Source organism: Caballeronia sp. SEWSISQ10-4 2, from assembly GCF_030464885.1.
Lineage (GTDB): Bacteria > Pseudomonadota > Gammaproteobacteria > Burkholderiales > Burkholderiaceae > Caballeronia.
Genome location: NZ_JALPRJ010000006.1, coordinates 161558 through 184317, shown reverse-complemented (window position 1 = coordinate 184317; position 22760 = coordinate 161558). Strand labels below are relative to the sequence as shown.

Genomic DNA, 22760 nt, shown 5'->3' with positions numbered 1-22760 from the left:
TCTCGATTAACGGGTTTCGGTGACTTTGGCCAGATGGCGCGGCGCGTCGGGATTGCGCCCGCGCGCGGCAGCCAGGCCATCGGCCATTACGTAGAACGACAGGATCGCGGCGATCGGATCGAGCGCGAAATGGGCCGTCTCGACGAGCGGCAACGTGGCTTCGGGAACGTTAGCGGGCGCGGCGAGCAGCACACGGGCGCCGCGAGCGCGCATGTCGCGGGCGAGCTGGATCAGACCAGCCTGCTCCGGACCACGCGGTGCGAACACGAGCAGCGGATAGTCCTCGCCGATGAGTTCCATCGGTCCATGCCGCACTTCCGCGCTGGAGAACGCTTCGGCTTGTATGCCCGACGTTTCCTTCAGCTTCAGCGCCGCTTCCTGGGCGATCGCAAGACCCAGTCCACGGCCGATCACGATCATCCGGTTGACGTTTTTCAGTTCATCGATGGCGTGCGACCAGTCGAGCTTGCCCGCCGCGCGCAATGCATCCGGCAGGGTTTTCAGCGCACTCAGCAACTCGGCGTCCTTCTGCACATGCGCAATCACGATCGCCGACAGCGACAACATCGCGATATAGCTTTTGGTCGCGGCAACGGATAGCTCCGGCCCGGCCAGCAGTGGCAGATTCCACTCGCAAGCTTCGGCAAGCGGCGAACCGGGCGCGTTGACGGCGGCCACGGTCAGCGCGCCCGCGGCACGCAACGCCTGCATCGTACCGATCAGATCGGGACTCTTGCCGGACTGCGAAAACGCCACGGCCAGTTGGCCTTTCACGCGCAATGGCGCTTGCTGCAGGGTCGCCACCGACATTGGCAGCGAAGCAACCGGTACGCCGATCCGGCTCATCGTCAGGCCTGCGAAGTAACTGGCGGCGTGATCCGATGAACCGCGTGCAACGGTCAGCGCGACATGGCGCGGCTCTTCAGCGAGCCGCGCGGCAAGTGCTTCAATGTGGGAAGTATCGGCGAGCTGGGCGACCACCACATCGGCGGAAGCCAGTGCCTCATCAAGCATATTCGACAATTGATTCACCCTCTACATAAGTAGCCGTCAACGCCAGTTCGCGATCGAAAACGACGAGGTCCGCCCACGCACCGCGCGCGATCCGGCCTCGGTCTTCGAGGCCGAGATAATCGGCGGCGTAGCGTGACAGGCGATTGGAAACGTCCGCCATCGGCAAGCCGATGGAGACAAGATTGCGCAGCGCCTGATCCATGGTCAGCGTGCTGCCGGCGAGCGTGCCGTCGGCGAGGCGCACACCGCCCATGCATTTCGTGACGTGCTGGCTGCCCAGGCGATATTCGCCATCGGGCATGCCGGACGCCGAAGTACTGTCGGTGACGACGTACAGGCGCGGAATGGCGCGTAACGCGGCGCGAATTGCGCCGGGATGCACGTGCAGAAGATCGGGAATCAGTTCGGCATACTCGGCATGCGCGAGCGCTGCACCGACCATGCCGGGATCGCGGTGATGCAGCGGCGACATGGCGTTGAACAGATGCGTGAAACCGCGTGCGCCGTGTTTGAGCGCGTTGACGGCGTCGTCATAAGTACCGAGCGAATGGCCCAATTGCACGCGCACGCCGCGCGCCGCCATTTCCTGGATCACTTCAATATGCCCGGAGATTTCCGGCGCAATCGTGACCACGCGGATGGGCGCGAGCGACAAGTATTTCAGCACTTCGTCGCGCACGGCGACGGCCGCCGCATCCGGTTGCGCGCCGAGCTTGCCGGGATTGATATAAGGACCTTCCAGATGCACGCCGAGCACGCGCGCGCCGCCGGGCGCGCGGCGGATGGATTGTTCGCCAAGACCTGCGACGACCGCCATCAGTTCGTCGCGCGGCGCGGTCATGGTGGTGGCGAGCATGCTGGTGGTGCCGTGCTTCGCGTGCTCGCGCGCAACGGTGCTCGCGGCGTCGCCGCCTTCCATGATGTCCGCACCGCCGCCGCCATGCACATGGCAGTCGACGAAACCCGGCAGGATATAGGGCGCGTCATTGGTCTTCGGGTCCACGCGCGCGCCTTCGAGCGCCGTCACCCGTCCGTTCTCGAACTCGATCGAGCCGTATATCCAGCCGTCGGTCGTCAGGATGTTTCCTTTCAGCATGAATCTCTCTCGTGAAACGTGCAGCGTGACGCGCATCTGGCGCGTGATGAGGCTCCATCAACCATCGCACCCGCTGCGAGCAGGCCGGAATTCGCCGATGAAACGATCCGTAGCGATTCCCCGCGATGGCGTTTTTCGCCTCTGGAATTGTTTTGCGACGCCTGTTTCGACGTCTCGCCGGTCCGATAACCGGTGGACTCTGGCGCGATGCCTGATCCAGGAACAGCGGATGAGCAGAACACCTTCCGGACACCTTGATTGACACTTTGCGACCATTTTTTACGATCGTTTGGCTAACCGAATGTCCATAAGAATGGTCGCAAAGCAGGCGTCTTTGGCGAGCCCATTATATAACCAAAATAATACCAGTCAATTTACGAAATCAATTGTCGATCATTGAATAAATACGTTAATTATCAATAAGTTAAACGTATCTCAAATTTATTTCACGCACACTTTCGTATCAGTAATTACCCTTGAATGCAGCCCACTTCAGCGCGACTGGTCTACACACTATAGACGCCCTTCAAGCACCGCAAGATGTGCGGCGCCAGCTCTTGCGCACGATCATGCTTTTTATCGGCACAATGCGTGAGATCGATTCGCCAGGGGAAACGGCGAGCGACATAAAAACGAGAGAGCGAGGCAACTATGGTCAGTTCCAGCAGCGACAGCCTGACGGACGCGGTGCGCCGCTTCCAGTGGTTTTATGCGTGCCACGTCCGGGCGCCGCACGAGTTGGTCGAACACAGCGCGCTGTCGCTGATGGAAATGCGCGTGCTGTTCGCCGTCATACATGCCGGAACCTGCACGGCGGCGGATATTTCGCGCACGCTCGGGCTCGATACCGGTTATCTGAGCCGGATGCTGACGCAGTTCGAGCGCAGCGGACTGATCGAGCGGCGTCCATTTGCCGCCGATGCCCGCAGCAACCAGGTTTCATTGACCGCTGCCGGAGAGGCCGGACTGACGGCGGCAAGTACACACGTACGCGATGACGTATCAGCCACTTTGGACGCCATGACGCAGGGTGAACGCACGCAACTGATTGCATCGATGGGATGTGTCCAGCGCCTGCTCTCCCCTCCCTCCAACGCTCCGCAGGTTCAATTGCGTGGTCCGCGACCCGGAGATTTCGGCTGGATCGTCGAGCGCGAGGCACAGCTCGCCCCCGGCGGAATACAAGGACAACGCGAGCAGGAAACGCACACGGCAATGGTGGTGGCTGATTACCTGACCGCGCCTGACCCGCTTCGCAACGCGTGCTGGGTCGCGGAACAGGACGACATCAGCGTGGGAGCAAGCCTGCTGATAGGCGTGTCAGGCAGGAGCGCACGGCTTGCGGCGTTATTCGTGGAGCCTGGCGCAAGGAGAGCGGGTATCGCACGCCAATTGATCAAGTCGTGCATGGCTTTTGCCAGTGAGTCGGGGTATGACCGCATCGTTGGCGTATTCGCTCAGAACTCGGACACCGTCGTACCCCTTCTTCGGCAGTTTGGTTTCGAAGAACTGCGCGACAACGCGGGCTGGGAAAAACGCTTGAAAGAGCACGGCGTCGCTGCGTACGATTAAGCGCGGAACGCAGCCGCAAAGCGTTAAAAAAGCCGTTCCAACTCACGTTGGAACGGCCTGCTTGTCACCGCTTGTTGTGTCTGCTCAGTCGAGCAATAACTTCAGATCATGTACCCACGTATCCACGCCCTGCCCGTCGCGTGCGAACAGCCTGAGCCGCCCTTGCGGGTCGAAGACGTAACTCGCGGCCGTGTGGTCCATCGTGTATTCGCCAGCCGTCTTGCCCGGAGCCTGCGCGTAATACACGCGAAAATCCTTCGTGATCTTGACGAGCTCCGAAGTGTCCGCGGGACGCAAACCAATAAACGTCGGACTAAACGCCGATACATATTCGCCCAGCAACGGCGCCGTATCGCGAGCGGGATCGACGGTGACCATCAGCACCTGGACGCGCTTGCCGTCATCGCCGAGTTTTTGCAGCGCCTGCGAGAGTTCAGCAAGCGTGGTCGGACAGACATCCGGGCAATGCGTATAGCCGAAGAACAGCACGACGGCCTTGCCTTTGAAATCGCCTAGCGTACGCGGTTTGCCGCTGGTGTCGGGCAGCGAAAAATCGCTGCCGAACTGCGTATTGCCGGTGATATCGAGGTTCGTGAACGCCGGTTTGCTCTCGCATCCTGCGAGCAGTGCGGCGGCCAATACGAATCCCATCCAGACAACGATCCCTCGCACTGAAAACTTCATACTCCGATCACCGTCCGCACGTAATGATCCACGAGCAGCGCGCCGAACAGCAGCGACAAATACACGATGGAGAACCGAAAGGTCTTGCGCGCCAAGGCATCGGAATATTCACGATAAATCTTCCACGCATAACCGAGAAACATGCCGCCGAGCACCACCGCCGACGCAAGATAAAGGACACCGCTCATACCGGAGATGAACGGCATCATGGTCACGGCGAACAGGATCACCGTGTACAAAAGGATATGCAGACGCGTGTATTTCTCGCCGTGCGTGTTCGGCAGCATCGGCAAGCCGGCGTTCTCGTAATCCTTCCTCCTGTACAACGCCAGCGCCCAGAAATGCGGCGGCGTCCACACGAAGACGATCAGCACGAGGATCCATGCATCGCCGGGAACGTGGCCTGTAACCGCGGCCCAGCCCAACGCCGGAGGCATTGCACCCGACGCACCACCGATCACGATGTTCTGAGGCGTGGCCGGCTTCAGCAAGCACGTATAGATCACCGCGTAGCCAACGAACGTCGCGATCGTCAGCCACATGGTCAGCGCATTCGTGAACGTATAGAGCGTCCACATGCCCGCGCCGCCGAGCACCGCTGAGAACAGCAGGATCTGCACGGGCGTGATCTCGCCGCGCGCGGACGGACGCCATGCGGTGCGGCGCATCATGGCATCGATCTTTTGCTCCATCAGGCAGTTAATGGCGAATGCAGCGCCGGCCAGCAGCCAGATACCCACCGTTCCGCCGATCAACACGGTCCACGGCACCATGCCCGGCGTTGAAAGGAACATACCGATCACGGCGCAGAAAACCGCGAGTTGCGTCACGCGCGGTTTGGTCAACGCGATGTACTGCGAGAGGCGGCTACCGGAGGGGGAAATCAGTGTCGTGCTGTCCATAGAAACTCACGGAGCTTGGCGCTGGAGTGATGCAGGAACGGCGTCGCGCGGGGCGGTGGTGGCAGGCGACCCCGCGGCGTGACCGGGACGGCTGGAAGAGATTCGAAAGTTTACCATAACGAGTAACAGCAAAAGGATGGCCGCCCCGCCGTTGTGCGCTACGGCAATGGGCAGCGGCCACTGCAGCAGGATGTTCGACAGTCCCGTCAGAAACTGGACAACGATCACGAGCATGATGCCGTTAGCGGGTTTTCTCAATGACTCAAATCGACGCAGTTTCGCCGCGAGCCACAGCATGTACAGCACCACGACTACCGCAAACGTCCTGTGGGTCCAGTGAATCGCAACGAGCGCGTCCTGCGAGATGACATCGCCGTCGCCGGTCATGCCTAGCGCGCGCCACAGGTGGAAGCCGTGTTCGAAGTTCATCGGCGGGATCCAGGCACCGTTGCAAAGCGGAAAGTCCGCGCAGGCGAGCACCGCGTAATTGGTGCTGACCCAGCCGCCCAGCGCGATCTGGAACGCCAGCAGCAATAATCCGATGAGCGCCGCGGGCAGCCAGCGGGCGGCGGCGGGATCGATGGCGGGAATCGGCGTCTGGCGCGCGGCCAGCCAGCCGAGCGAACCGAGCAGCGCCAAACCGAGCAGCAAATGCGTGGTGACAATCACTGGCTGCAGTTTCATTGTGACCGTCCAGGCACCGAACGCACCTTGAACCACGATCAGCATCAGGATCGCCGTCGGCCACCACGGCGAGACGTGCAGCGGGCGCCGCTTGAAACGCGCCGTCCACGCGATCAGCACCTGCGCGATGATCAGCACGCCGATCGCCATCGCGAAGTAGCGGTGAATCATTTCAATCCACGCCTTGCCGACACTCACCGGCCCCGTCGGCATCGCCTGATGGGCGGCAGTAATAGCCGCATGCGCGATGAACGGCGACGAGGTGCCGTAACAACCCGGCCAGTCGGGACAGCCGAGGCCGGAATCCGTGAGCCGCGTAAAACCGCCGAACATCACCAGATCCAGCGTCAGGAACGTAGTCAGCCAGACGAGCTTGCGAAATTTGTTGTCGTCGGCTTTCACCCACACGTACGAAAGCGGCAACAACGCAACGCAGATGCCGATCAATCCCAGTTGTAAAACGTAAGTCATGCGCGCGCTGTCCTCAACTCATCCTCAACCGATACGTGACCACTTGAGCAGCTTCGCCAGATCCGCCTTGATCTTCTCCGGCACAGGATTCTTCGGGAAACGCATCATGAGGTTGCCGTTGGGATCGACGAGGAAGATGTGATCGGTGAGTTGCGAATCGGCGCCCGCCGGCAGCCACGCAGCCACGGCTGCGAGATCGGCGACCAGCATGCGCGTGTCCGGCTGCGGATAAGCCTCGCGGATCACGGTCGAGACGGGTTTGTCGTCGGTGCGCAGCCAGACGTTGACCACGCGTTCGCGCTCCCCCGATTGCAGCGCGCGCACTTGCCGCATGAAGAACAGGCGCGTCACGCATTGCTCGTTGCAGTCGCTGCCATTGACCGTGACCATCAGCCATTTGCCGCGCATGGCGGTGAGCGGCATCGGCTTGCCTTGTTCGTCGGTGACGACCATTTGCTCAGGGATCGGGCGTTGCGGCTCGATCAGCGCGCCATAGCTCGTGGTGCCGCCGGCCGGCTTGATCACGTAGTACATCAGATACGACGCAATCACTGGCGCCGCGCAAACGGCCGCGAGCAAGAGCAGCATCCAGCGTCCCTTGTTCCATGAACCGGGGGTGCGTTCTTGCTGCTGGGTACGCGCCTTGTGGATGGCGGACGGCGAAGGTCGGGGAGTTTGCATGGACAAAATGTTGCCTCTATTCGTGTGCGGCATCGCGTACTTCTTCCACGCGATGCAATCATTCATTCAAGCGTGTCGCGCCTGCTTCATGGCTGCTTCATGGCCGCCCGTCCGACTCGGTTTTCGGTCGAGTGTGCGTTCTGCCTGTCACTTCCGAATACGCCCGCCTGCTCGCGAACGCACGGTCATCGCTTTGTGAGCCAACCCGTTGGATCAAACCTTCCCATCGAGTGTTTCCGGAGCAGCCTGCCCGGTGTTGTCTTTCTTCGCCGCGCGCCGCGCCGCGTACAGTCCAAAACCCAGCGCGGCAAGCGCCATGCCCCACCACTGCAGCATATAACCGTAGTTGGTATCCACACCCATAGTAGGCGCCGGCCAGTCACGCACCAGCTTGTCGCCACTATTGTTCAACTGCTGGATCACGAACGGTTGCAGCGGCAAACCCGTTTCGGCTGCGTACGCGGCGACATCGAGATTCTGCCGAATCTTTTGCCGCGCTGCGGAGCCGCCGTGCCCGAGTTCGAAAGCCTGCGACGCATTCGCCCGCGCAATGCCTTCAACCTCAACCTCACCGCTTGGCGTTTCATACGGCTCTATACCCGTCCGATCCACCAGATTACGCGGCAACCAGCCGCGATTCACCAGTACGACGCCACCGCCATCGATCTTGAGCGGCATCACGACGTAGAAGCCCGGCTGGTCGTTATACGGCCGGTTATCGAGATAAACGACCTGATCGGGCATGAACGTGCCACGCGCCAGCACACGATGAAACTCGATGCCCTTCAACGCAAGCGGTGTCGCGCCCACGCGTTGCACGGGCGCGTTTTCGAACGCAACAATCTGCGCATTCAATTGCTCTTTCTGATGCGCGCGGTCCCGTTGCCAGAAACCGAGGCGCACGGTGACCGCCATGACGATCAGGATGATCAGCGCCGGCCAGAAGCGGATTTTCATACCACGTTCCCACCGATGAAAACCTGAACACCCACGCGGCACATTACCTGCGGTGCGATAATCGAAGGATCGAACTTCTTAGGCCAACTGGCTGTTTTCATGCACATATTCGTTGCCATTGCATTCATTCTCATCATCGCGAGCCTGGGTTCGGCGCTGTACTTCATGATGACCGACAAGGGCAAGACCAAGCGCATGGTGTGGTCGCTTGCCATGCGGGTCGGGCTGTCGATCTCACTGTTTCTCTTCATCCTGTTCGCGCACTGGATGGGCTGGATCCAGTCCACCGGAATTCCGCTCGGACGCTGAGAGCGGACGCCGAGATGCGGACGCCGAGAAGCGCGTGAGCTTGGGCTTCCAGGCAGCGCGAAGGTTCGCGGAATACTAGCGGGCCGTTGCGCTCGGCGCTGCGACAAAACGGCGCATCGGGAAACACTTTTCAACAATTCCGCAGCAGCATTCGCACTAAGCCGCATCCAAAAGCAAAACGCCGCCCGAGTCAGGTCGAGGCGGCGCTTTGCAAAGCATCTTTTTCAATCGACTTCAAACTATCCTGCCAAACCGCACGTGGCTGGATCAACCCGCCGCGCCCTTCCAGCCTGAACGCTTACAGCCAGTACACGACCACGTACAACCCGAGCCACACTACGTCCACGAAGTGCCAGTACCACGCGGCGCCTTCAAACGCGAAGTGATGCTCCGCCGTGAAGTGCCCACGGATCACGCGCACGAGAACGACAGTGAGCATCGTGCCGCCGAGGAACACGTGGAAACCGTGGAAACCCGTCAGCAGGAAGAACGTGGAACCGTACACGCCTGAAGCCAGCGTCAGGTTCAGCTCGTTGTAAGCGTGGAAATACTCGTAGCCCTGGCAGAACAGGAAGCAGAGACCAAGCAGAATGGTCGCGCCCAGCCAGATAATTGTTTTGTTCCGATGATTCTCGCGCAGCGCATGGTGAGCGACAGTCAGCGTCGCGCCTGAACTCAGCAGCAGCGCGGTGTTGATCGTCGGCAGCGGCCACGGCGTCATGGAACGGAAGTGCGGCACAAGCGCGGCGGGACCATTGTTCGGCCACACGGCACTGAAGTCCGGCCAGATCAACTTGTAATCGAGGCTGCCCAGTTCGTGCAGCGCAATCTGGCGTGCGTAGAACAACGCGCCGAAGAACGCCGCGAAGAACATCACTTCGGAGAAGATGAACCAGCTCATGCTCCATCGGTACGACAAATCCACGTTCTTGCCGTACATCCCGCCTTCGGATTCGCCGATGGAGTCTCCGAACCAGTGCCACAGCGTGTACAGCAGCCAAAGCAGGCCGATGACGAACGTGATCGGCGCCCACGGTTCACCATTGACCCACGACGCCAGCGAAGCCATCGAGATCAGCAGGCCGGTGGCGGCCATGATCGGATGTCTCGACGGGTGCGGGACGAAATAGTATGGGCTTTCGTTTTGACCGCTCATTATTGATTCTCCACTTCGATCCAGTTGCTTGAATTTTTTGCTGCCACCGGCGCCGCAGTTCGATCCATCTGCAGCGACACCACTGGCTTTATCCCACCACCGCCCTCACCACCACCAGCAACACGACGATAAACAGCACCGCCCCGATAATCCCGGCCGCAACCACATGCAGCGGATTGAGCGAGGTATCGCTTTCCAGATCACGCCGACGGCGCACGCCGAAGAACGACCAGAAAACCACCTTCAGCAACCGGAGAAAACTGCTCTTCGGCGCCGGCTTTTGTGTTTCAACCATCTTGCGTCTCCGCCGCCTGGAGCGGCTTATGAACTGGAGCCGCGCGCGTTTGCTACAGGCGCAGCCCTACTAAATACCGCTGCTCCGCGAAACCGACGCGGGCGTGCTCAACTCGAAGAATGTGTACGACAACGTGATCGTTTTCACATCCTTCGGCAGCTTCGGATCCACCACGAACACTACGGGCATGCGCCGCGTCTCGTTCGGCTTCAACGTTTGCTGCGTAAAACAAAAACACTCAATCTTCTTGAAGTACTCGGTGGCCTGCATCGGCGCGTAGCTCGGAATGGCTTGCGCCTGCACCGTGCGGCCCTGCTGGTTGGTCACCTCGTACATCACCGTCATCACTTCGCCCGGATGCACGTCCAGCGTGTTCTGTTCCGGCTTGAACTGCAAGGGACCGCGCGCGTTGGCATCGAATTCGATGGAAATCGTGCGGCTCGTATCGACCTGCGTGTTCTTCGCCTCGCGCGCGCCTACATCGCGCTGCACCAGATTGTTGATGCCGGTGATCGAGCAGATCGCGCGGTACATTGGCACGAGCGCAAACCCGAAACCAAACATGGCCGCCGCCACGACAATCAGCTTGACCATCATCGAGCGGTTGAACGCGCGGTCTTCCTTGATCTCTTGAGGCGTCGACACCTTCCTTAACCTCTTGAGCGCACGTACTGATCGACGACTACCGCCAGAAAAAACACCGCGGCTACTGCCAGCAGGATCAGGCCGAGCCGCTTGTTGCCCGCGCGAACTTCCGCAGGCGTGCGTTGCTTCTGTAAATTCCGGGTCATGCGTTCAGGCTTTATTCCGCTAGTCATGCGCTTCGCTGTCATTGTCCTGCGTGGCGCGCGTCCCGTTTTGCAACATCCAACGACGGCACGCGCTGCCTGGCTTCACTCCACGCGCTTATTCCACGTGCGGCGGCTGTTCGAACGTATGAAACGGAGCCGGGCTCGGCACGGTCCATTCCAGACCTTCGGCGCCGTCCCACGGCTTATCGTCAGCCTTAACCAGTTCGCCACCGCCGCGATACGCCGGCAACGCCACAGCGAACAGGAAGTACACCTGCGCCAGACCGAAACCAAACGCACCGATCGTCGCAATCTGATTGAAGTCCGTGAACTGCGCCGGGTAATCCGCATAACGACGCGGCATGCCGGCGAGGCCCAGGAAGTGCATCGGGAAGAACGTGATGTTGAAGAAGATCATCGACGCCCAGAAGTGGATCTTGCCGCGCGTCTCGTTATACATCCAGCCCGTCCACTTCGGCGACCAGTAATACCAACCGGAGAAGAGCGCGAACAGCGACCCCGCCACCAACACGTAGTGGAAGTGGGCCACCACGTAGTAAGTCCCGTGCATCTGGATATCGAGCGGCGCCATGGAGAGGATCAGGCCCGTGAACCCGCCCATGGTGAACACGAACAGGAAGCCGATGGCGAACAGCATGGGCGTCTCGAAGCTCAACGAACCGCGCCACATGGTCGCGACCCAGTTGAACACCTTCACGCCCGTGGGCACCGCGATCAGCATGGTCGCGTACATGAAGAAAAGCTGGCCCGTCACCGGCATGCCGGTGGCGAACATGTGGTGCGCCCAGACCATGAACGAGAGAATCGCGATGGACGAAGTTGCATACACCATCGAGCTATAGCCGAACAGCGGCTTGCGCGAGAACGCCGGAATCACCTGCGACACAATCCCGAACGCCGGCAGGATCATGATGTACACCTCGGGATGCCCGAAGAACCAGAAGATATGCTGGTACATCACCGGGTCGCCGCCGCCCGCTGCGTTGAAGAACGACGTGCCGAAGTGGCGATCGAACAGCACCATGGTGATCGCGCCTGCCAGCACCGGCATCACGGCAATCAAGAGGTAGGCGGTGATCAGCCAGGTCCAGGAGAACATCGGCATCTTCATCAGCGTCATGCCGGGCGCGCGCATGTTCAGAATCGTCACGACAATGTTGATCCCGCCCATGATCGACGACGCACCCATCAGGTGGATCGCGAAAATGGCGAAGTCCATGCCCGGGCCCATCTGCGTGGAGAGCGGTGCGTACAGCGTCCAGCCCGCAGCGGTCGCGCCGCCGGGAACGAAGAACGACGTGATCAGCAAGATGGCGGCAACCGGCAGCAGCCAGAAGCTGAAGTTGTTCATCCGTGCGAAGGCCATGTCCGACGCGCCGATCTGCAGCGGAATCATCCAGTTCGCGAAACCGACGAACGCCGGCATGATCGCGCCGAACACCATGATCAGGCCGTGCATGGTGGTCAACTGGTTGAAGAACTCGGGACGCATGATCTGCAGGCCCGGCTCGAAGAGCTCGGCGCGGATCATTAGCGCCATCACGCCCCCGGAGAGGAACATGATGAACGAGAACAACAGGTACAAGGTACCGATGTCCTTGTGGTTCGTCGCGAACAACCAGCGACGCCAGCCGTACGGCAGTTCGTGCGCGTGCTCGTCGTGAGCGTGACCATGTTCGTGGCCCGCGGTTACATCGTGTCCGATGCTAGACATGACAATCTCCTAAAGCGAATACTGCGGCACTTGGCGTTACGCTACGCCAGCTTCCTTTCAGAAGGAAACTGGACGAACCGGTACGTCAGGCAGCCGGACTAATCTCTACACGCCGTGCTTCTCTCGCGTCAGCACCGCCCGTGATCGTTTCCGGCTTCTTCAAAACAATGCGGTCTTCCGCTACGCCCGCGGCTTTCAGCGCGTCGCGAACGGCCTGCGCACGCGCCTTCGCGAGTTCAGCGTTCTTGGCGGCGGAGCCGGTTGCGTCGGTGAAACCGGACAACGTCAGCTTCGCGTCCGGATGTGCCTTCGCGTAGTCGGCAGCAGCCTGGATCGCGCTGGCGGCGTCGGCGGGCAAAACATCCTTGCCCGTCTCGAAGTACACGCTAGCCGGCAGCGAAGCCGACTGAGCCGCAGTGTCCGATGCCGGTGCCGCGGACGCTGCCGGAGCCGCGCTTGCCGCTTCCGCGCCGCTCGCCGCGACGTCCGAACCTGCCGCCGCGCCCGCTGCCGCCAGATGATCGCCACCTTCTGGCATCTTGCCGTTACGTGCATCGGCGACTTGCTTCGGCTGCAGGATGTCGCCCGTGTGGTTGCCCCAGGTATTGCGTTCGTACGTGATCACCGAAGCGATCTCGACGTCGTTCAGCGCCGTGCCCCAATTCGGCATCGCGCCCTTGCCCTTCAACACAATGCTCACATGTTCAGCAATCGGACCATTGGCGACCTTGCTGCCGTCGAGCGCCGGAAACTGGCCCGCGCCCTTGCCGGTCGGCTGGTGGCAGACCGCGCAATTCGACGTATAGACCTGCGCGCCACGCGCCTTCAGCTCGTCCATCGTGTAGGTCTTGTTGGGATCGTCAGCGCTGGCGGCCATTTTCTTCTTCTGGCCATCGACCCACGCTGCATAGTCATCAGCCGACAACACTTCGACCACGACCGGCATGTACGCGTGTTCCTTGCCGCACAACTCGGTACAGAAGCCGCGGAACGTGCCGATCTTCTCGGCCTTGAACCATGTGTCGCGCACGAAACCGGGGATCGCGTCCTGCTTCACGCCGAATGCCGGGACGTACCACGAGTGGACGACGTCGTTAGCGGTGGTGATGATGCGGATTTTCTTGTCGACCGGAACCACGAGCGGGTTGTCGACTTCTTGCAGATACAGCTCGCCAATTGGCTGCTGACCATTTACCTGGCTGCGCGGCGTGGACAGCGTGGACAGGAAGTTGATGCCTTCGCCCGGTCCCTTCACGTAGTCATAACCCCACTTCCACTGATAACCGGTCACCTTCACGGTCAGATCGGCGTTGGTGGTGTCTTTCATGGCAACCACGGCCCTGGTGGCCGGCAGCGCCATCAGCACGACTATCACAAACGGGACGATGGTCCAGATGATTTCGACGGTGGTGCTTTCGTGGAAGTTCGAAGCCTTATGGCCTTTCGACTTGCGATGCATCAGGACGGAATAGAACATCACGCCGAACACGCCGAGGAAAATCACCGTACAGATGATCAGCATGAACGTATGGAGGCCGTAGAGCTCTTCGGCGATCTTCGTCACCGGCGTCTGGAAGTTGAGTTCATTCACTCCAGGACCGCCGGGAACGTCACTGACCGCCAGGGCTGCGCCGGCGAACAGGAGTCCGCTTAACGCCAGCACGCCCGACAGGGCTCGCTTGATTGTTTTCATAGCTTCCTTACCCAAAATTTCCATTCAGACCCTCGACCCCCGTAGGCACTCGTCCGATTCATGCATCGCCTCCTCAGGAAACGATTCGCTCGGCGGCGCGTGTCGATGCGTGTGCCGCTTTCTGCTTTTCCTGCGCATTGATCTGCCAAAACTGTGCAACGCCGCCTTGCCTGCACGCACCAGCGCGTTTCAGTTGCAGCGCATCAGCCACGTGCGCAACTCGACGGCAAACTGCTTGCGACGATGCTGCGCCAGATGTATCCCGACAGGCACCGACTGTCCCCGTGATACGAGCTTCACCGGATCTCTCGGCGTGGCCCCCGGTTCCACTCGCACCCAGCGCGGATTGAACTCCATCTGCGTCAGCGTTTCGGCATCCATCCGTTCGATCAGAAGCCGGTCGTGAAACAGCAGAATCCGCTCGTAGTCGACAGCATGCCGCGCGTAAATGACGAACGCGATACCGACCGCCAGCAACTCGATACCAGTAAAAGGCAGCACCAGCCAAGCGCCTGCCCACACTAGCAAACTCGCGATCAGCAACGAAAACAGCGCCAGGGACACATAAAAGGCCACGAATTGCCGCGGCGAGGCAGAACAGTTCCGCTTGATCAACCAGTCTTTGACAACCGGTTCGGTGTCCATCGGCAGATCCGTTGTTTGCATCGCCGTCTCCCGCGTCAGATTTCTCTCACCCGTGCCGCGTACCGCTCATGTGCTGCTTGCTTATTGCTCGCTCACTGCTCACGTATTGTTCGCAACTCACTCGGAATGCACCCAAAATCATGCCAGCCAGGCGACAAACTGACGCATTATAGGCGCGTTGCCCAGCATCCACAAGCAAGGTGGTGCACGCCGCAAAGCCAAGCCGCACAAGCCTCTGCGCCCTTTTGCCGCATCCTTTTGGATGCTTGTCAACGCGTGCATTCGAGGGGTGACAAAGGCGTTCGTGACTTGTTTACTTGCTTCGTTTTGAGCCTCGTCCTATGTCTTCAAGCCTCACAATACCGTGCCCTTCCGCCGTCATTCGCGGCACCGCCTTCCATGCGTGCCCATAGATCACTTCAAAGGTCAGCGGGATCGTGCCGTCTTCACGACGACGCGCTTCGAGCGCCGCGTGAAGCGCGTCACGCACCGCCCGAGCATGGGTTTGCGGGGCCGCGTCGCGCGGATAAGCGCCCCATCGGCGCACGTCTTTCAGCAGCGATTCCGGCGACTTGTACGTGATCGTCAGCACCTCCTGATCCATCACCGGGATCTCGAAACCGCTCTCGACCAGCATGTCGCCGAGATCGTGCATATCGACGAATTCGATGGTGTGCCGCTGCGGCGCCAAGCCCAGGGACTTTTCCGCCTGCGCGTACGCGCCAGTGAGCTCTTTCAGCGTGTCGGGACCCAACGTGCTGAACATCAGCAGGCCGTTCACCTTGAGCACGCGCGCCCATTCCGGAAACACGAGGTCGGGCCGCGCATGCCAGTGCAGCGCGAGGTTCGACCAGAGCATTTCGAAGGCGCTGGCAGCGAACGGCAGTTCCGCGAAGTCGGCCTGCGCCAGTTGCGGACCGCGCGCGCCGAATGCCTTGCCCAGCGAGGCGGGAAGAAACCGCCGCCAGCCGGCGTTGGCGTCAGATTCGACCATTTCGGCCTGGTTCGCCCGGGCCAGCATCGCCGCCGACAAATCCATGCCGAGCACCGAGGCCTCGGCGAAACGCTCGCGCAGGCCCGGCAGGTCGGCACCCATGCCGCAACCCGCATCGAGCACGCGCGTAGGCGTTACCTTGATGTAGTCGAGCCGCTCGCGCATGCGCTGCGCGATCTCGCGCGGCAGGAACGCGACGTCATCGAACGTTGCGGCGCGACGGTCGAAAATTCGCTTCAGACGGCGCGAATCGTAGGCCGGACGGCCAGCGTTGGCGGGAGTTGGGGACATGACAACCTGCTTTATAAGAGTGCGAAGTATACTCGGTCGATTCCTGAAACGTTCGGCTAAACCAGACAGCGCAACGGTTTCCGCCTGTTTGCCAGTGCGGCTATAGGCGCACTCACGGCGGCTTTTTGCGCAACCACGCATTATTTGGATCGAACGTATGAATCTACGGTTTTGGGTCGCATCACGCGGTCCAGGCTCGCTACGCACGGCTTTTGCCGCCGCCACGCGGTGGCTCGGCCAGATCCGTGACATCGCGTTGCCCAATCAGTGCGCATTGTGTGGCAATTTGTCGCAGAAGGTGTTGTGTGCGGGCTGCGATGAACAGTATTGGAACCAGACACGCACGCGGTGCCCGGTCTGTGCTCTGTCCATGCCGATTTTTGCCGCAATCAAGGGCAGCGGGTGGAGCGCAGCCATCTTGCAGACGTTGTATTGCGGAGCCGCCGCATTTCGATGCGACGATCGCGCTGGCCGATTACCACGCGCCACTCGATACACTCGCGCTCGATCTCAAGTTTCACGCCCGGCTGGCAACCGCAGAGGAATTCGCACGCCAGTTGCAGGCCGCATTCGAGGCAACCGATGCAGCGGCCCCGGATATCGTCGCGCCGGTGCCGTTGTCGCGCCGGCGTCTGAGGGTTCGCGGCTACAACCAGGCGTGGTCGATCGGCAAACCACTCGCCCGCCGGCTCGGCGCGTTTGCCGACGCAGCGCTGATCGAGCGCACTCGGGACACCGCGCCGCAAGCGAAGCTCGATCTCGATACGCGGCGCCGCAACGTCGGCGATGCGTTCAAGGTGCAGCGCAATATACGCGGCCAGCACGTGGCTATCGTCGACGACGTCATGACCTCCGGCGCCACGCTCGACGCGCGGGCCTTTACGCTGAAAGCCGCCGGCGCGCGGCGCGTTACCAACTTCGTCGCGCTGCGCACGCCGCAAGACTAATTTTCAAGAGTTATCGCTAATGTTCAATGTCGTACTGGTCGAACCTGAAATTCCGCCGAACACCGGCAACGTGATCCGGCTATGCGCCAATACAGGCGCCCGCTTGCATCTGATCGAGCCGCTCGGTTTCCCTCTCGACGACGCCAAAATGCGCCGCGCCGGCCTCGATTACCACGAGTACGCACAAATGGATGTGCATGCGGACTGGGAGACGTTCCTGGAAACCGAAACGCCCGACGTGAGCCGCATGTTTGCCTTCACCACGCGTGGCTCGACGCCGTTTTTCGGGCACACGTTCAAGGCCGGTGACTGGTTCGTGTTCGGCGCAGAAACCCGGGGCCTGTCGGACACGGTGCTCACGCAGTTCACGAACGACCGCCGCGTGCGTCTACCGATGCGACCGGGCAATCGAAGTTTGAATTTGTCGAATACGGTGGCGGTCGTGACGTTCGAAGCGTGGCGTCAGACAGGGTTCGAGGGTGGCGAATAGACTTCGCCAAGCCTGTCACTCCGCTTTGGAATCGCGGCTCAGCAGCGCCTGAACCGCGTCACGCGGGGCGACATTCTCGAATAACACGCGACACACGGCGTGTGTGATCGGCATATCGATGCCATGGGCCTCGGCCAGCGCCAGCACGGCCCGCGCGCATCGCACACCTTCGGCCACATGGCCAAGCGCCGCGAGGATATCGGTGAGCGAACGGCCCGTTGCCAACTGCATCCCGACCGTGCGATTACGCGACAAATCCCCAGTCGCCGTCAGAATCAGATCGCCGACTCCGGTCAGGCCATTGAAGGTTTCCGCGCGCCCGCCGAGCGCCACGCCGAGCCGCGACATCTCGGCCAGTCCGCGCGTAATCAACGCGGCCCGGGCGTTCAGGCCCAGACCGAGTCCATCGGCAATTCCGGTTGCAATCGCCAGCACGTTCTTCACCGCGCCGCCCACTTCTACGCCGATGACGTCGTCACCGGTATAGATTCGCATGGCCCCGTGATGAAAAGCCGCGACCGTGCGCTCGGCAAGCGTCGCCGACGCGCTCGCGATCGTCAGCGCCACGGGCAGACCTTGCCCGACCTCACGCGCGAAGCTCGGTCCGGATAACGTGCCGTTGCTCGCGTGTTGCGGCAATTCGGCCGCAACCACCTCGTTCGGCAGACATTGCGTGTCCGCTTCGAAACCCTTGCACAACCAGACGATATGCGCCGGAACAACGCCCAATTCGCGCATGTTCCGGCATAACGCGCGCAGGCCTGCGACCGGCGCGGCAACCACGCACAGTGCGTCTTCAGCCGCGCCATGGGTCAGGGCGGAAGCGAGATCGGGATCGTACTGAAGCGATGCGGGCAGCGTTATGCCGCGCAGATAGCGCTCGTTTTCACGCGAATGGGACAGTGACTCGACGAGCGCGCGATCGCGCGCCCAGAGCACCGTAGAGTGGCGAGTGGCCAGATGGCCAGCCAGTGCGGTGCCCCACGCACCGGCGCCGAGAACGGCTACTTGCATGCCCGGCTCCGGAATGTGCGGGATTTAGTTCAGCGTCGCGCCGTTGGCCACGCCTTCCTGAGCCGCCGACAACTGCGAAATACGTTGTTCGTACAGCGCCTGGAAATTGATCTCGGCGAGGTGGATCGGCGGGAAACCGGCGCGGGTAATGGCGTCGGCAATATTCGAGCGCAAGTACGGGAACAGGATGGTCGGGCACGCAATGCCCACCAGCGGATCGATTTGATCGGCGGGAATGTTGCGAATGTCGAAAATACCGGCTTGCTTGGCTTCGATCAGGAACGCGACCTTGTCGGACACCTTCGCGGTCACGGTGCCCGTTACCAGCACTTCGAACACGCTTTCCGCAAGGCGCTCGGCCTTCACGTCCACTTCCACTTCCACCGACGGCATTTCCTGCTCGAGGAAGATGCCCGGCGAGTTGGGCTGTTCGAGCGACATGTCCTTCAAGTAGATGCGCTGGATGTTGAAGAACGGCTGGTTGTTGTCGTCAGACATGGTTGATTCCCTTGATTATTTAATGTGCAGCTCGTGGTTTTTCCGGTTTTTCCGGCTGAAAGCCGCGAGCTGCTTAATTGCGTAGCGAACGCATTCAGGCCGACGCCGACGCTCCGGGTCCGACGTGTCAGGCGGCCTCGAGCAGCGGCACCAGGCCGCCTTTGCGATCGAGCGCCGACAGATCGTCGTAACCGCCAACATGCGTCTCACCGATAAACACTTGCGGCACCGTACGGCGCCCCGTACGCGTCATCATTTCTTCACGTCGCGCCGGATCACGGTCGATCAGCACCTTCTCAACATTTTCGACGCCGCGCGACTTTAGTAGACGTTCGGCCATCTGGCAATACGGGCACACCTGCGTGCTGTACATGATCACTTTATTCACTTTACCGCTCCTTGTTTCACGACCGGCATGCCGGCTTTCTGCCAGGCATCCAGTCCGCCCTGCAATACGTGGACTTCGGCATAACCTGCATCGCTCACGATCCGGCTCGCCTTCTGGGACTGCTGGCCGGTCTGACACACGAGCAAGACCGGATTGCTCTTATTCTTCGCGATTTGGCCAATTTTTGCTTGGAGCTCCGTGAGCTCGAAGTTTCGCGCCGCCGGCAGGTGCCCCTGCGAATACTCGGCAGCCGGCCGCACGTCGATCACCGCGGCGTTACGCCGGTTGATCAGCTGAATGGCTTCCGGCGCCGAAACGCTGCCGCGGCCGCGCCGGACAAGCGTCGGCCAAAGCAGCAACCCACCAGAAATGAGGGCGACCGCGATAAGAACAAGGTTGGTGTAATCGGTGAAAAACTTCACGTCGGGACCGCCGGATTGGGAGTGTGGAAAAATGAAAGGTCGAAAAAAATCGGGACAATCCAGCCATTATAAAATAACCGTCCTCCGCGATGGACTCGGCCTATCGGCCGAGTTGCGCCAGAACGCGTTGCCGCACAGAATCGATGCCAGTTTCCCGCTTTTTTGCCGCTTCCTAACTAACCGACCTCTCAACGGACATCATGTACAAGCTAGTGCTCATCCGCCACGGCGAATCCACGTGGAACAAGGAAAACCGATTCACAGGCTGGGTCGACGTCGACCTGACCGAACAAGGCAACCGTGAAGCCCAGCAGGCCGGCTTGCTGCTGAAGGAAGCCGGCTTCAGCTTCGATATTGCGTACACATCGGTGCTCAAGCGCGCGATCCGCACGCTCTGGCACGTGCAAGACCAGATGGACGAAATGTACTTGCCGGTCGTCCATTCGTGGCGGCTGAACGAGCGGCATTACGGCGCGCTATCCGGGCTGAACAAAGCCGAGACCGCCAAAAAATACGGCGACGAGCAAGTGCTGATCTGGCGCAGAAGCTACGACACGCCGCCCCCCGCGCTCGATCCGTCCGACGAACGCACGTCATACAACGATCCGCGCTACGCGAAAGTGCCGCGCGAGCAGTTGCCGCTGACCGAATGCCTGAAGGACACGGTCGCCCGCGTGCTGCCCATCTGGAACGAGTCCATCGCGCCAGCCGTCAAGTCAGGCAGGCGTGTGCTGATTGCCGCGCATGGCAATTCCATGCGCGCGCTGATCAAGTATCTGGACGGAATTTCCGATGACGACATCGTCGGCCTGAATGTCCCGAACGGCGTGCCGCTCGTTTATGAACTCGACGAAAACCTGAAGCCGATCAAGCACTATTATCTCGGCGACCCGGAAGCAATTGCCAAGGCGCAGGCGGCGGTCGCAAAACAAGGGAAGGCAGGTTAACGGCGTTCTGTGTCTGGCTTGACCGACAGCCTCGGATGCTTTGAACCAGCAGTCGCGGCCGTCGGTTTTATTACCGTCCTCATACGTTCAACCAAGCGGGCCCGACATTTGCGCCCGGATAGCAGTTTTCAAAGCGCCGCCCAGAAAAACAACTCGTCCATTTATTTCCCGGCAAAGCCCTTTAAGCTGCGATTAAGTCGTGGTCCAAGGCTTGCAGTTATACTGCCCAATCAACCACGACGCAGCCTAATCCGCTTCCGACCGCAACAGACTCTATGCGAAAGAACCTGAAAAACATCGGCCTGATCGCCGCGGGCCTTGCTACCGGCGCATTTGCAACGCTGCAACTCTCCGCATCAGCCCAGCAAGCCGCCACCGCGCCTCTCCCGCTCGATCAATTGCGGTTGTTTGCCGAAGTATTCGGGCAAATCAAGCATGAATACGTCGAACCGGTCGACGATAAAAAACTGCTCACCGCTGCTATCAAAGGCATGGTGTCGAGCCTCGATCCGCATTCGTCATACCTCGACAAAACCGATTATGAGGAGCTTCAGGAGCAAACCAAGGGTCGCTTCGCGGGGCTCGGTATCGAGATTTCGTCGGAAGATGGCTTGATCAAGGTGATTTCGCCTATCGAAGACACGCCTGCGTTTCGCGCCGGCATTCGTCCGGGCGACCTGATCACGCGCATCAACGACAAGCCGGTACGCGGCATGACGCTGGATAACGCCGTCAAGCAAATGCGCGGCGATCCGGGCACCAAGGTCACGCTGACCATCTTCCGCAAGACTGACGACCGCACCTTCCCGATCACGGTCACGCGTGCGCTCATCCGTGTGCAGAGCGTGAAGATGAAGATTCCGGCGCCGGGTTACGGCTACATCCGGATCACGAGCTTCCAGGAACGCACGGTGCCGGATCTCGCCGCGAAGTTGCAGGATCTCGCGCGCCAGCAGCCCGACCTGAAGGGCCTCGTGGTTGACCTGCGTAACAACGGCGGCGGTTTGCTGCAGAGCGCGGTCGGTGTGGCCGGCGCGTTCCTGCCGGATAACGCTGTGGTGGTATCGACGAATGGACAGATCGCGGACGCGAAGCAAACCTTCCGCGATACCTTCGACAACTATCGCCTACCCTCCTTCGACTCCGATCCGCTGAAGAACCTGCCGGATATCTTCAAGAAGGTGCCAATGGTCGTGTTGACCAATGCGTACTCCGCGTCGGCGTCCGAGATTGTCGCGGGCGCGCTGCAGGATCATCATCGCGCGTTGATTGTCGGCAAGACCACGTTCGGCAAGGGTTCGGTTCAGACCGTCCGGCCGATGACCGCCGACACCGCGCTGCGCCTGACCACCGCGTATTACTACACGCCAAGCGGCAAGTCGATCCAGAACAAGGGTATTCGCCCGGACGTTCCGGTCGATCAGTACGCAGAAGGCGATCCGGACGATGCGCTCGTCACCCGCGAAGTGGACTATTCGAACCACTTGGCCAATACACAGGATCCGAACGAGAAGAAGGAACAGGAAGCCCGTGAAGCGGACCGGCTCGAGCAATTGCGGCTTCTTGAAGAGCAAAACGACAAGAAGACGCCGGAGCAGCGTCGCAAGGATCGCGAGCGCAAGCCGGTTGAGTTCGGCACGCCCGATGACTTCATGCTCCAGCAAGGGCTGAACAAGCTCGAAGGCAAGCCTGTGATGGAATCGAAGTCTTATTCCGAAAGGAAGCTGGCGCAGGACAAGCCGACTCCGTCGGCGTCCGCTCCCATCATTGTCAAACCGGCCTTGCCGGCAACGCCCGGGGCAGATGCAACGCCTGCATCGGGCGCGCAGGGAGCGAACGCCGCGCCGGCGCCCGCGTCTGCACCCGTGCCGGCTTCGGCTACACAGTAAGTTTCGTTTCAGTTTCAGTCAGCGCGGGTTCGATGTCCGCGCTGACTGATTCAGCAGTAAGCAAAAAAATCGTGTCACCGTAGTGCTCTTCCGCCCGCGCTGTACCCCTCACGCCTCACATCGCTAGTTCTCCGACTGCACCACCGCATCGTGTGATTCGTTTCACGCGATTAAAATAGTGGTTTCGCGACCGTC

24 protein-coding genes and 1 pseudogene are annotated in these 22760 nt (G+C 60.6%); 6 read left to right on the top strand and 19 right to left on the bottom strand.

The genetic code is table 11. From position 1 onward, the window contains the following. Positions 1 to 6: 6 nt before the first annotated feature. Complete coding sequence (locus tag M0D69_RS06235; RefSeq protein ID WP_301781201.1) at positions 7 to 1014, bottom strand: SIS domain-containing protein; 1008 nt, start codon at positions 1012 to 1014, stop codon at positions 7 to 9. Then, positions 1007 to 2110 (bottom strand): N-acetylglucosamine-6-phosphate deacetylase, encoded by a 1104-nt coding sequence (gene nagA, locus M0D69_RS06230; RefSeq protein ID WP_301781185.1) that lies wholly within the window; start codon positions 2108 to 2110, stop codon positions 1007 to 1009. The genes M0D69_RS06235 and nagA overlap by 8 nt, the downstream gene beginning before the upstream one ends. A 651-nt stretch (positions 2111 to 2761) precedes the next feature. Between nagA and M0D69_RS06225 the strand changes: the two genes are divergently transcribed. After that, complete coding sequence (locus M0D69_RS06225; RefSeq protein WP_301781184.1) at positions 2762 to 3682, top strand: bifunctional helix-turn-helix transcriptional regulator/GNAT family N-acetyltransferase; 921 nt, start codon at positions 2762 to 2764, stop codon at positions 3680 to 3682. Positions 3683 to 3766: 84 nt separating this feature from the next. Here the strand turns inward: M0D69_RS06225 and M0D69_RS06220 are convergent, their stop codons facing one another. The 5 genes from M0D69_RS06220 to M0D69_RS06200 form a co-directional block, all read right to left on the bottom strand. Then, positions 3767 to 4366, bottom strand: a complete 600-nt coding sequence (locus M0D69_RS06220; protein ID WP_301781183.1) for an SCO family protein — start codon at positions 4364 to 4366, stop codon at positions 3767 to 3769. Next, a complete protein-coding gene (gene cyoE, locus M0D69_RS06215) occupies positions 4363 to 5268 on the bottom strand; it encodes a heme o synthase (RefSeq protein ID WP_301781182.1) in 906 nt (301 codons plus the stop codon). The genes M0D69_RS06220 and cyoE overlap by 4 nt, the downstream gene beginning before the upstream one ends. Before the next feature lie 6 nt (positions 5269 to 5274). Continuing rightward, positions 5275 to 6423, bottom strand: a complete 1149-nt coding sequence (locus tag M0D69_RS06210; RefSeq protein ID WP_301781181.1) for a heme A synthase — start codon at positions 6421 to 6423, stop codon at positions 5275 to 5277. 24 nt (positions 6424 to 6447) lie between these two features. Further along, the gene (locus M0D69_RS06205) at positions 6448 to 7104 is read right to left on the bottom strand and encodes a cytochrome C oxidase subunit I (protein ID WP_301781180.1); all 657 of its coding nucleotides are present in this window, start codon (positions 7102 to 7104) and stop codon (positions 6448 to 6450) included. Positions 7105 to 7317: 213 nt separating this feature from the next. Next, positions 7318 to 8061, bottom strand: coding sequence for an SURF1 family protein (locus M0D69_RS06200; RefSeq protein ID WP_301781179.1), 744 nt, complete (start codon positions 8059 to 8061; stop codon positions 7318 to 7320). Positions 8062 to 8160: 99 nt separating this feature from the next. Here M0D69_RS06200 and M0D69_RS06195 point away from each other — a divergent pair, with 99 nt between their 5' ends. Further along, positions 8161 to 8370, top strand: a complete 210-nt coding sequence (locus M0D69_RS06195) for a twin transmembrane helix small protein (RefSeq protein ID WP_047895574.1) — start codon at positions 8161 to 8163, stop codon at positions 8368 to 8370. A gap of 298 nt (positions 8371 to 8668) precedes the next feature. On the opposite strand, the gene M0D69_RS06190 is transcribed toward M0D69_RS06195, so the two are convergent. The 8 genes from M0D69_RS06190 to M0D69_RS06155 all read right to left on the bottom strand — a co-directional run bounded on the left by M0D69_RS06190 (position 8669) and on the right by M0D69_RS06155 (position 15970). Next, complete coding sequence (locus M0D69_RS06190) at positions 8669 to 9526, bottom strand: cytochrome c oxidase subunit 3 (protein ID WP_301781178.1); 858 nt, start codon at positions 9524 to 9526, stop codon at positions 8669 to 8671. An 88-nt stretch (positions 9527 to 9614) separates the two neighbouring features. Next, positions 9615 to 9821 carry a DUF2970 domain-containing protein gene (locus M0D69_RS06185; RefSeq protein ID WP_301781177.1) on the bottom strand — a complete coding sequence of 69 codons (207 nt, stop codon included), beginning with the start codon at positions 9819 to 9821 and terminating at the stop codon, positions 9615 to 9617. Between the two features lie 69 nt (positions 9822 to 9890). Beyond that, positions 9891 to 10466, bottom strand: a complete 576-nt coding sequence (locus tag M0D69_RS06180; protein ID WP_301781176.1) for a cytochrome c oxidase assembly protein — start codon at positions 10464 to 10466, stop codon at positions 9891 to 9893. Between the two features lie 5 nt (positions 10467 to 10471). Beyond that, positions 10472 to 10612 (bottom strand): cytochrome oxidase small assembly protein, encoded by a 141-nt coding sequence (locus M0D69_RS06175; protein WP_301781200.1) that lies wholly within the window; start codon positions 10610 to 10612, stop codon positions 10472 to 10474. 115 nt (positions 10613 to 10727) lie between these two features. After that, entirely contained in the window at positions 10728 to 12347 is a 1620-nt protein-coding gene (ctaD, locus tag M0D69_RS06170; RefSeq protein ID WP_301781175.1) for a cytochrome c oxidase subunit I, read from the bottom strand. Between the two features lie 85 nt (positions 12348 to 12432). After that, positions 12433 to 14064, bottom strand: a complete 1632-nt coding sequence (gene coxB, locus M0D69_RS06165) for a cytochrome c oxidase subunit II (RefSeq protein ID WP_301781174.1) — start codon at positions 14062 to 14064, stop codon at positions 12433 to 12435. A gap of 165 nt (positions 14065 to 14229) precedes the next feature. Further along, positions 14230 to 14706 (bottom strand): DUF2244 domain-containing protein, encoded by a 477-nt coding sequence (locus tag M0D69_RS06160; RefSeq protein ID WP_301781173.1) that lies wholly within the window; start codon positions 14704 to 14706, stop codon positions 14230 to 14232. 292 nt (positions 14707 to 14998) lie between these two features. Further along, positions 14999 to 15970 carry a methyltransferase domain-containing protein gene (locus M0D69_RS06155; RefSeq protein ID WP_301781172.1) on the bottom strand — a complete coding sequence of 324 codons (972 nt, stop codon included), beginning with the start codon at positions 15968 to 15970 and terminating at the stop codon, positions 14999 to 15001. A 148-nt stretch (positions 15971 to 16118) separates the two neighbouring features. Between M0D69_RS06155 and M0D69_RS06150 the strand changes: the two are divergent. Both M0D69_RS06150 and trmL read left to right on the top strand, forming a co-directional pair. Further along, positions 16119 to 16917 (top strand): annotated as a pseudogene (locus tag M0D69_RS06150) (phosphoribosyltransferase family protein). Positions 16918 to 16936: 19 nt separating this feature from the next. Beyond that, positions 16937 to 17407: a tRNA (uridine(34)/cytosine(34)/5-carboxymethylaminomethyluridine(34)-2'-O)-methyltransferase TrmL gene (trmL, locus tag M0D69_RS06145; RefSeq protein ID WP_301781171.1), complete on the top strand. Its 471-nt coding sequence runs from the start codon at positions 16937 to 16939 to the stop codon at positions 17405 to 17407. Positions 17408 to 17422: 15 nt separating this feature from the next. Here trmL and M0D69_RS06140 read toward each other — a convergent pair whose 3' ends face one another. From M0D69_RS06140 to M0D69_RS06125, 4 genes are all read right to left on the bottom strand, one after another. Further along, positions 17423 to 18421 carry an NAD(P)H-dependent glycerol-3-phosphate dehydrogenase gene (locus M0D69_RS06140; RefSeq protein ID WP_301781170.1) on the bottom strand — a complete coding sequence of 333 codons (999 nt, stop codon included), beginning with the start codon at positions 18419 to 18421 and terminating at the stop codon, positions 17423 to 17425. Between the two features lie 24 nt (positions 18422 to 18445). Further along, entirely contained in the window at positions 18446 to 18919 is a 474-nt protein-coding gene (secB, locus tag M0D69_RS06135) for a protein-export chaperone SecB (RefSeq protein ID WP_047895563.1), read from the bottom strand. Between the two features lie 127 nt (positions 18920 to 19046). After that, positions 19047 to 19307, bottom strand: coding sequence for a glutaredoxin 3 (gene grxC / locus M0D69_RS06130; RefSeq protein WP_158937140.1), 261 nt, complete (start codon positions 19305 to 19307; stop codon positions 19047 to 19049). After that, positions 19304 to 19729: a rhodanese-like domain-containing protein gene (locus M0D69_RS06125; protein ID WP_301781169.1), complete on the bottom strand. Its 426-nt coding sequence runs from the start codon at positions 19727 to 19729 to the stop codon at positions 19304 to 19306. Before M0D69_RS06125 ends, grxC begins: the two co-directional genes overlap by 4 nt. 200 nt (positions 19730 to 19929) lie before the next feature. Between M0D69_RS06125 and gpmA the strand changes: the two genes are divergently transcribed. Continuing rightward, positions 19930 to 20676, top strand: a complete 747-nt coding sequence (gene gpmA, locus M0D69_RS06120; RefSeq protein ID WP_301781168.1) for a 2,3-diphosphoglycerate-dependent phosphoglycerate mutase — start codon at positions 19930 to 19932, stop codon at positions 20674 to 20676. Between the two features lie 275 nt (positions 20677 to 20951). Beyond that, positions 20952 to 22565, top strand: coding sequence for a S41 family peptidase (locus M0D69_RS06115; RefSeq protein ID WP_301781167.1), 1614 nt, complete (start codon positions 20952 to 20954; stop codon positions 22563 to 22565). Positions 22566 to 22760 lie beyond the last annotated feature (195 nt).

Coding starts and splice junctions, on each gene's coding strand:
- M0D69_RS06235 (WP_301781201.1), bottom strand. CDS start 1,014: ATGCTTGATGAGGCACTGGCTTCCGCCGATGTGGTGGTCGCCCAGCTC.
- nagA (WP_301781185.1), bottom strand. CDS start 2,110: ATGCTGAAAGGAAACATCCTGACGACCGACGGCTGGATATACGGCTCG.
- M0D69_RS06225 (WP_301781184.1), top strand. CDS start 2,762: ATGGTCAGTTCCAGCAGCGACAGCCTGACGGACGCGGTGCGCCGCTTC.
- M0D69_RS06220 (WP_301781183.1), bottom strand. CDS start 4,366: ATGAAGTTTTCAGTGCGAGGGATCGTTGTCTGGATGGGATTCGTATTG.
- cyoE (WP_301781182.1), bottom strand. CDS start 5,268: ATGGACAGCACGACACTGATTTCCCCCTCCGGTAGCCGCCTCTCGCAG.
- M0D69_RS06210 (WP_301781181.1), bottom strand. CDS start 6,423: ATGACTTACGTTTTACAACTGGGATTGATCGGCATCTGCGTTGCGTTG.
- M0D69_RS06205 (WP_301781180.1), bottom strand. CDS start 7,104: ATGCAAACTCCCCGACCTTCGCCGTCCGCCATCCACAAGGCGCGTACC.
- M0D69_RS06200 (WP_301781179.1), bottom strand. CDS start 8,061: ATGAAAATCCGCTTCTGGCCGGCGCTGATCATCCTGATCGTCATGGCG.
- M0D69_RS06195 (WP_047895574.1), top strand. CDS start 8,161: ATGCACATATTCGTTGCCATTGCATTCATTCTCATCATCGCGAGCCTG.
- M0D69_RS06190 (WP_301781178.1), bottom strand. CDS start 9,526: ATGAGCGGTCAAAACGAAAGCCCATACTATTTCGTCCCGCACCCGTCG.
- M0D69_RS06185 (WP_301781177.1), bottom strand. CDS start 9,821: ATGGTTGAAACACAAAAGCCGGCGCCGAAGAGCAGTTTTCTCCGGTTG.
- M0D69_RS06175 (WP_301781200.1), bottom strand. CDS start 10,612: ATGACCCGGAATTTACAGAAGCAACGCACGCCTGCGGAAGTTCGCGCG.
- ctaD (WP_301781175.1), bottom strand. CDS start 12,347: ATGTCTAGCATCGGACACGATGTAACCGCGGGCCACGAACATGGTCAC.
- coxB (WP_301781174.1), bottom strand. CDS start 14,064: ATGGAAATTTTGGGTAAGGAAGCTATGAAAACAATCAAGCGAGCCCTG.
- M0D69_RS06160 (WP_301781173.1), bottom strand. CDS start 14,706: ATGCAAACAACGGATCTGCCGATGGACACCGAACCGGTTGTCAAAGAC.
- M0D69_RS06155 (WP_301781172.1), bottom strand. CDS start 15,970: ATGTCCCCAACTCCCGCCAACGCTGGCCGTCCGGCCTACGATTCGCGC.
- trmL (WP_301781171.1), top strand. CDS start 16,937: ATGTTCAATGTCGTACTGGTCGAACCTGAAATTCCGCCGAACACCGGC.
- M0D69_RS06140 (WP_301781170.1), bottom strand. CDS start 18,421: ATGCAAGTAGCCGTTCTCGGCGCCGGTGCGTGGGGCACCGCACTGGCT.
- secB (WP_047895563.1), bottom strand. CDS start 18,919: ATGTCTGACGACAACAACCAGCCGTTCTTCAACATCCAGCGCATCTAC.
- gpmA (WP_301781168.1), top strand. CDS start 19,930: ATGTACAAGCTAGTGCTCATCCGCCACGGCGAATCCACGTGGAACAAG.
- M0D69_RS06115 (WP_301781167.1), top strand. CDS start 20,952: ATGCGAAAGAACCTGAAAAACATCGGCCTGATCGCCGCGGGCCTTGCT.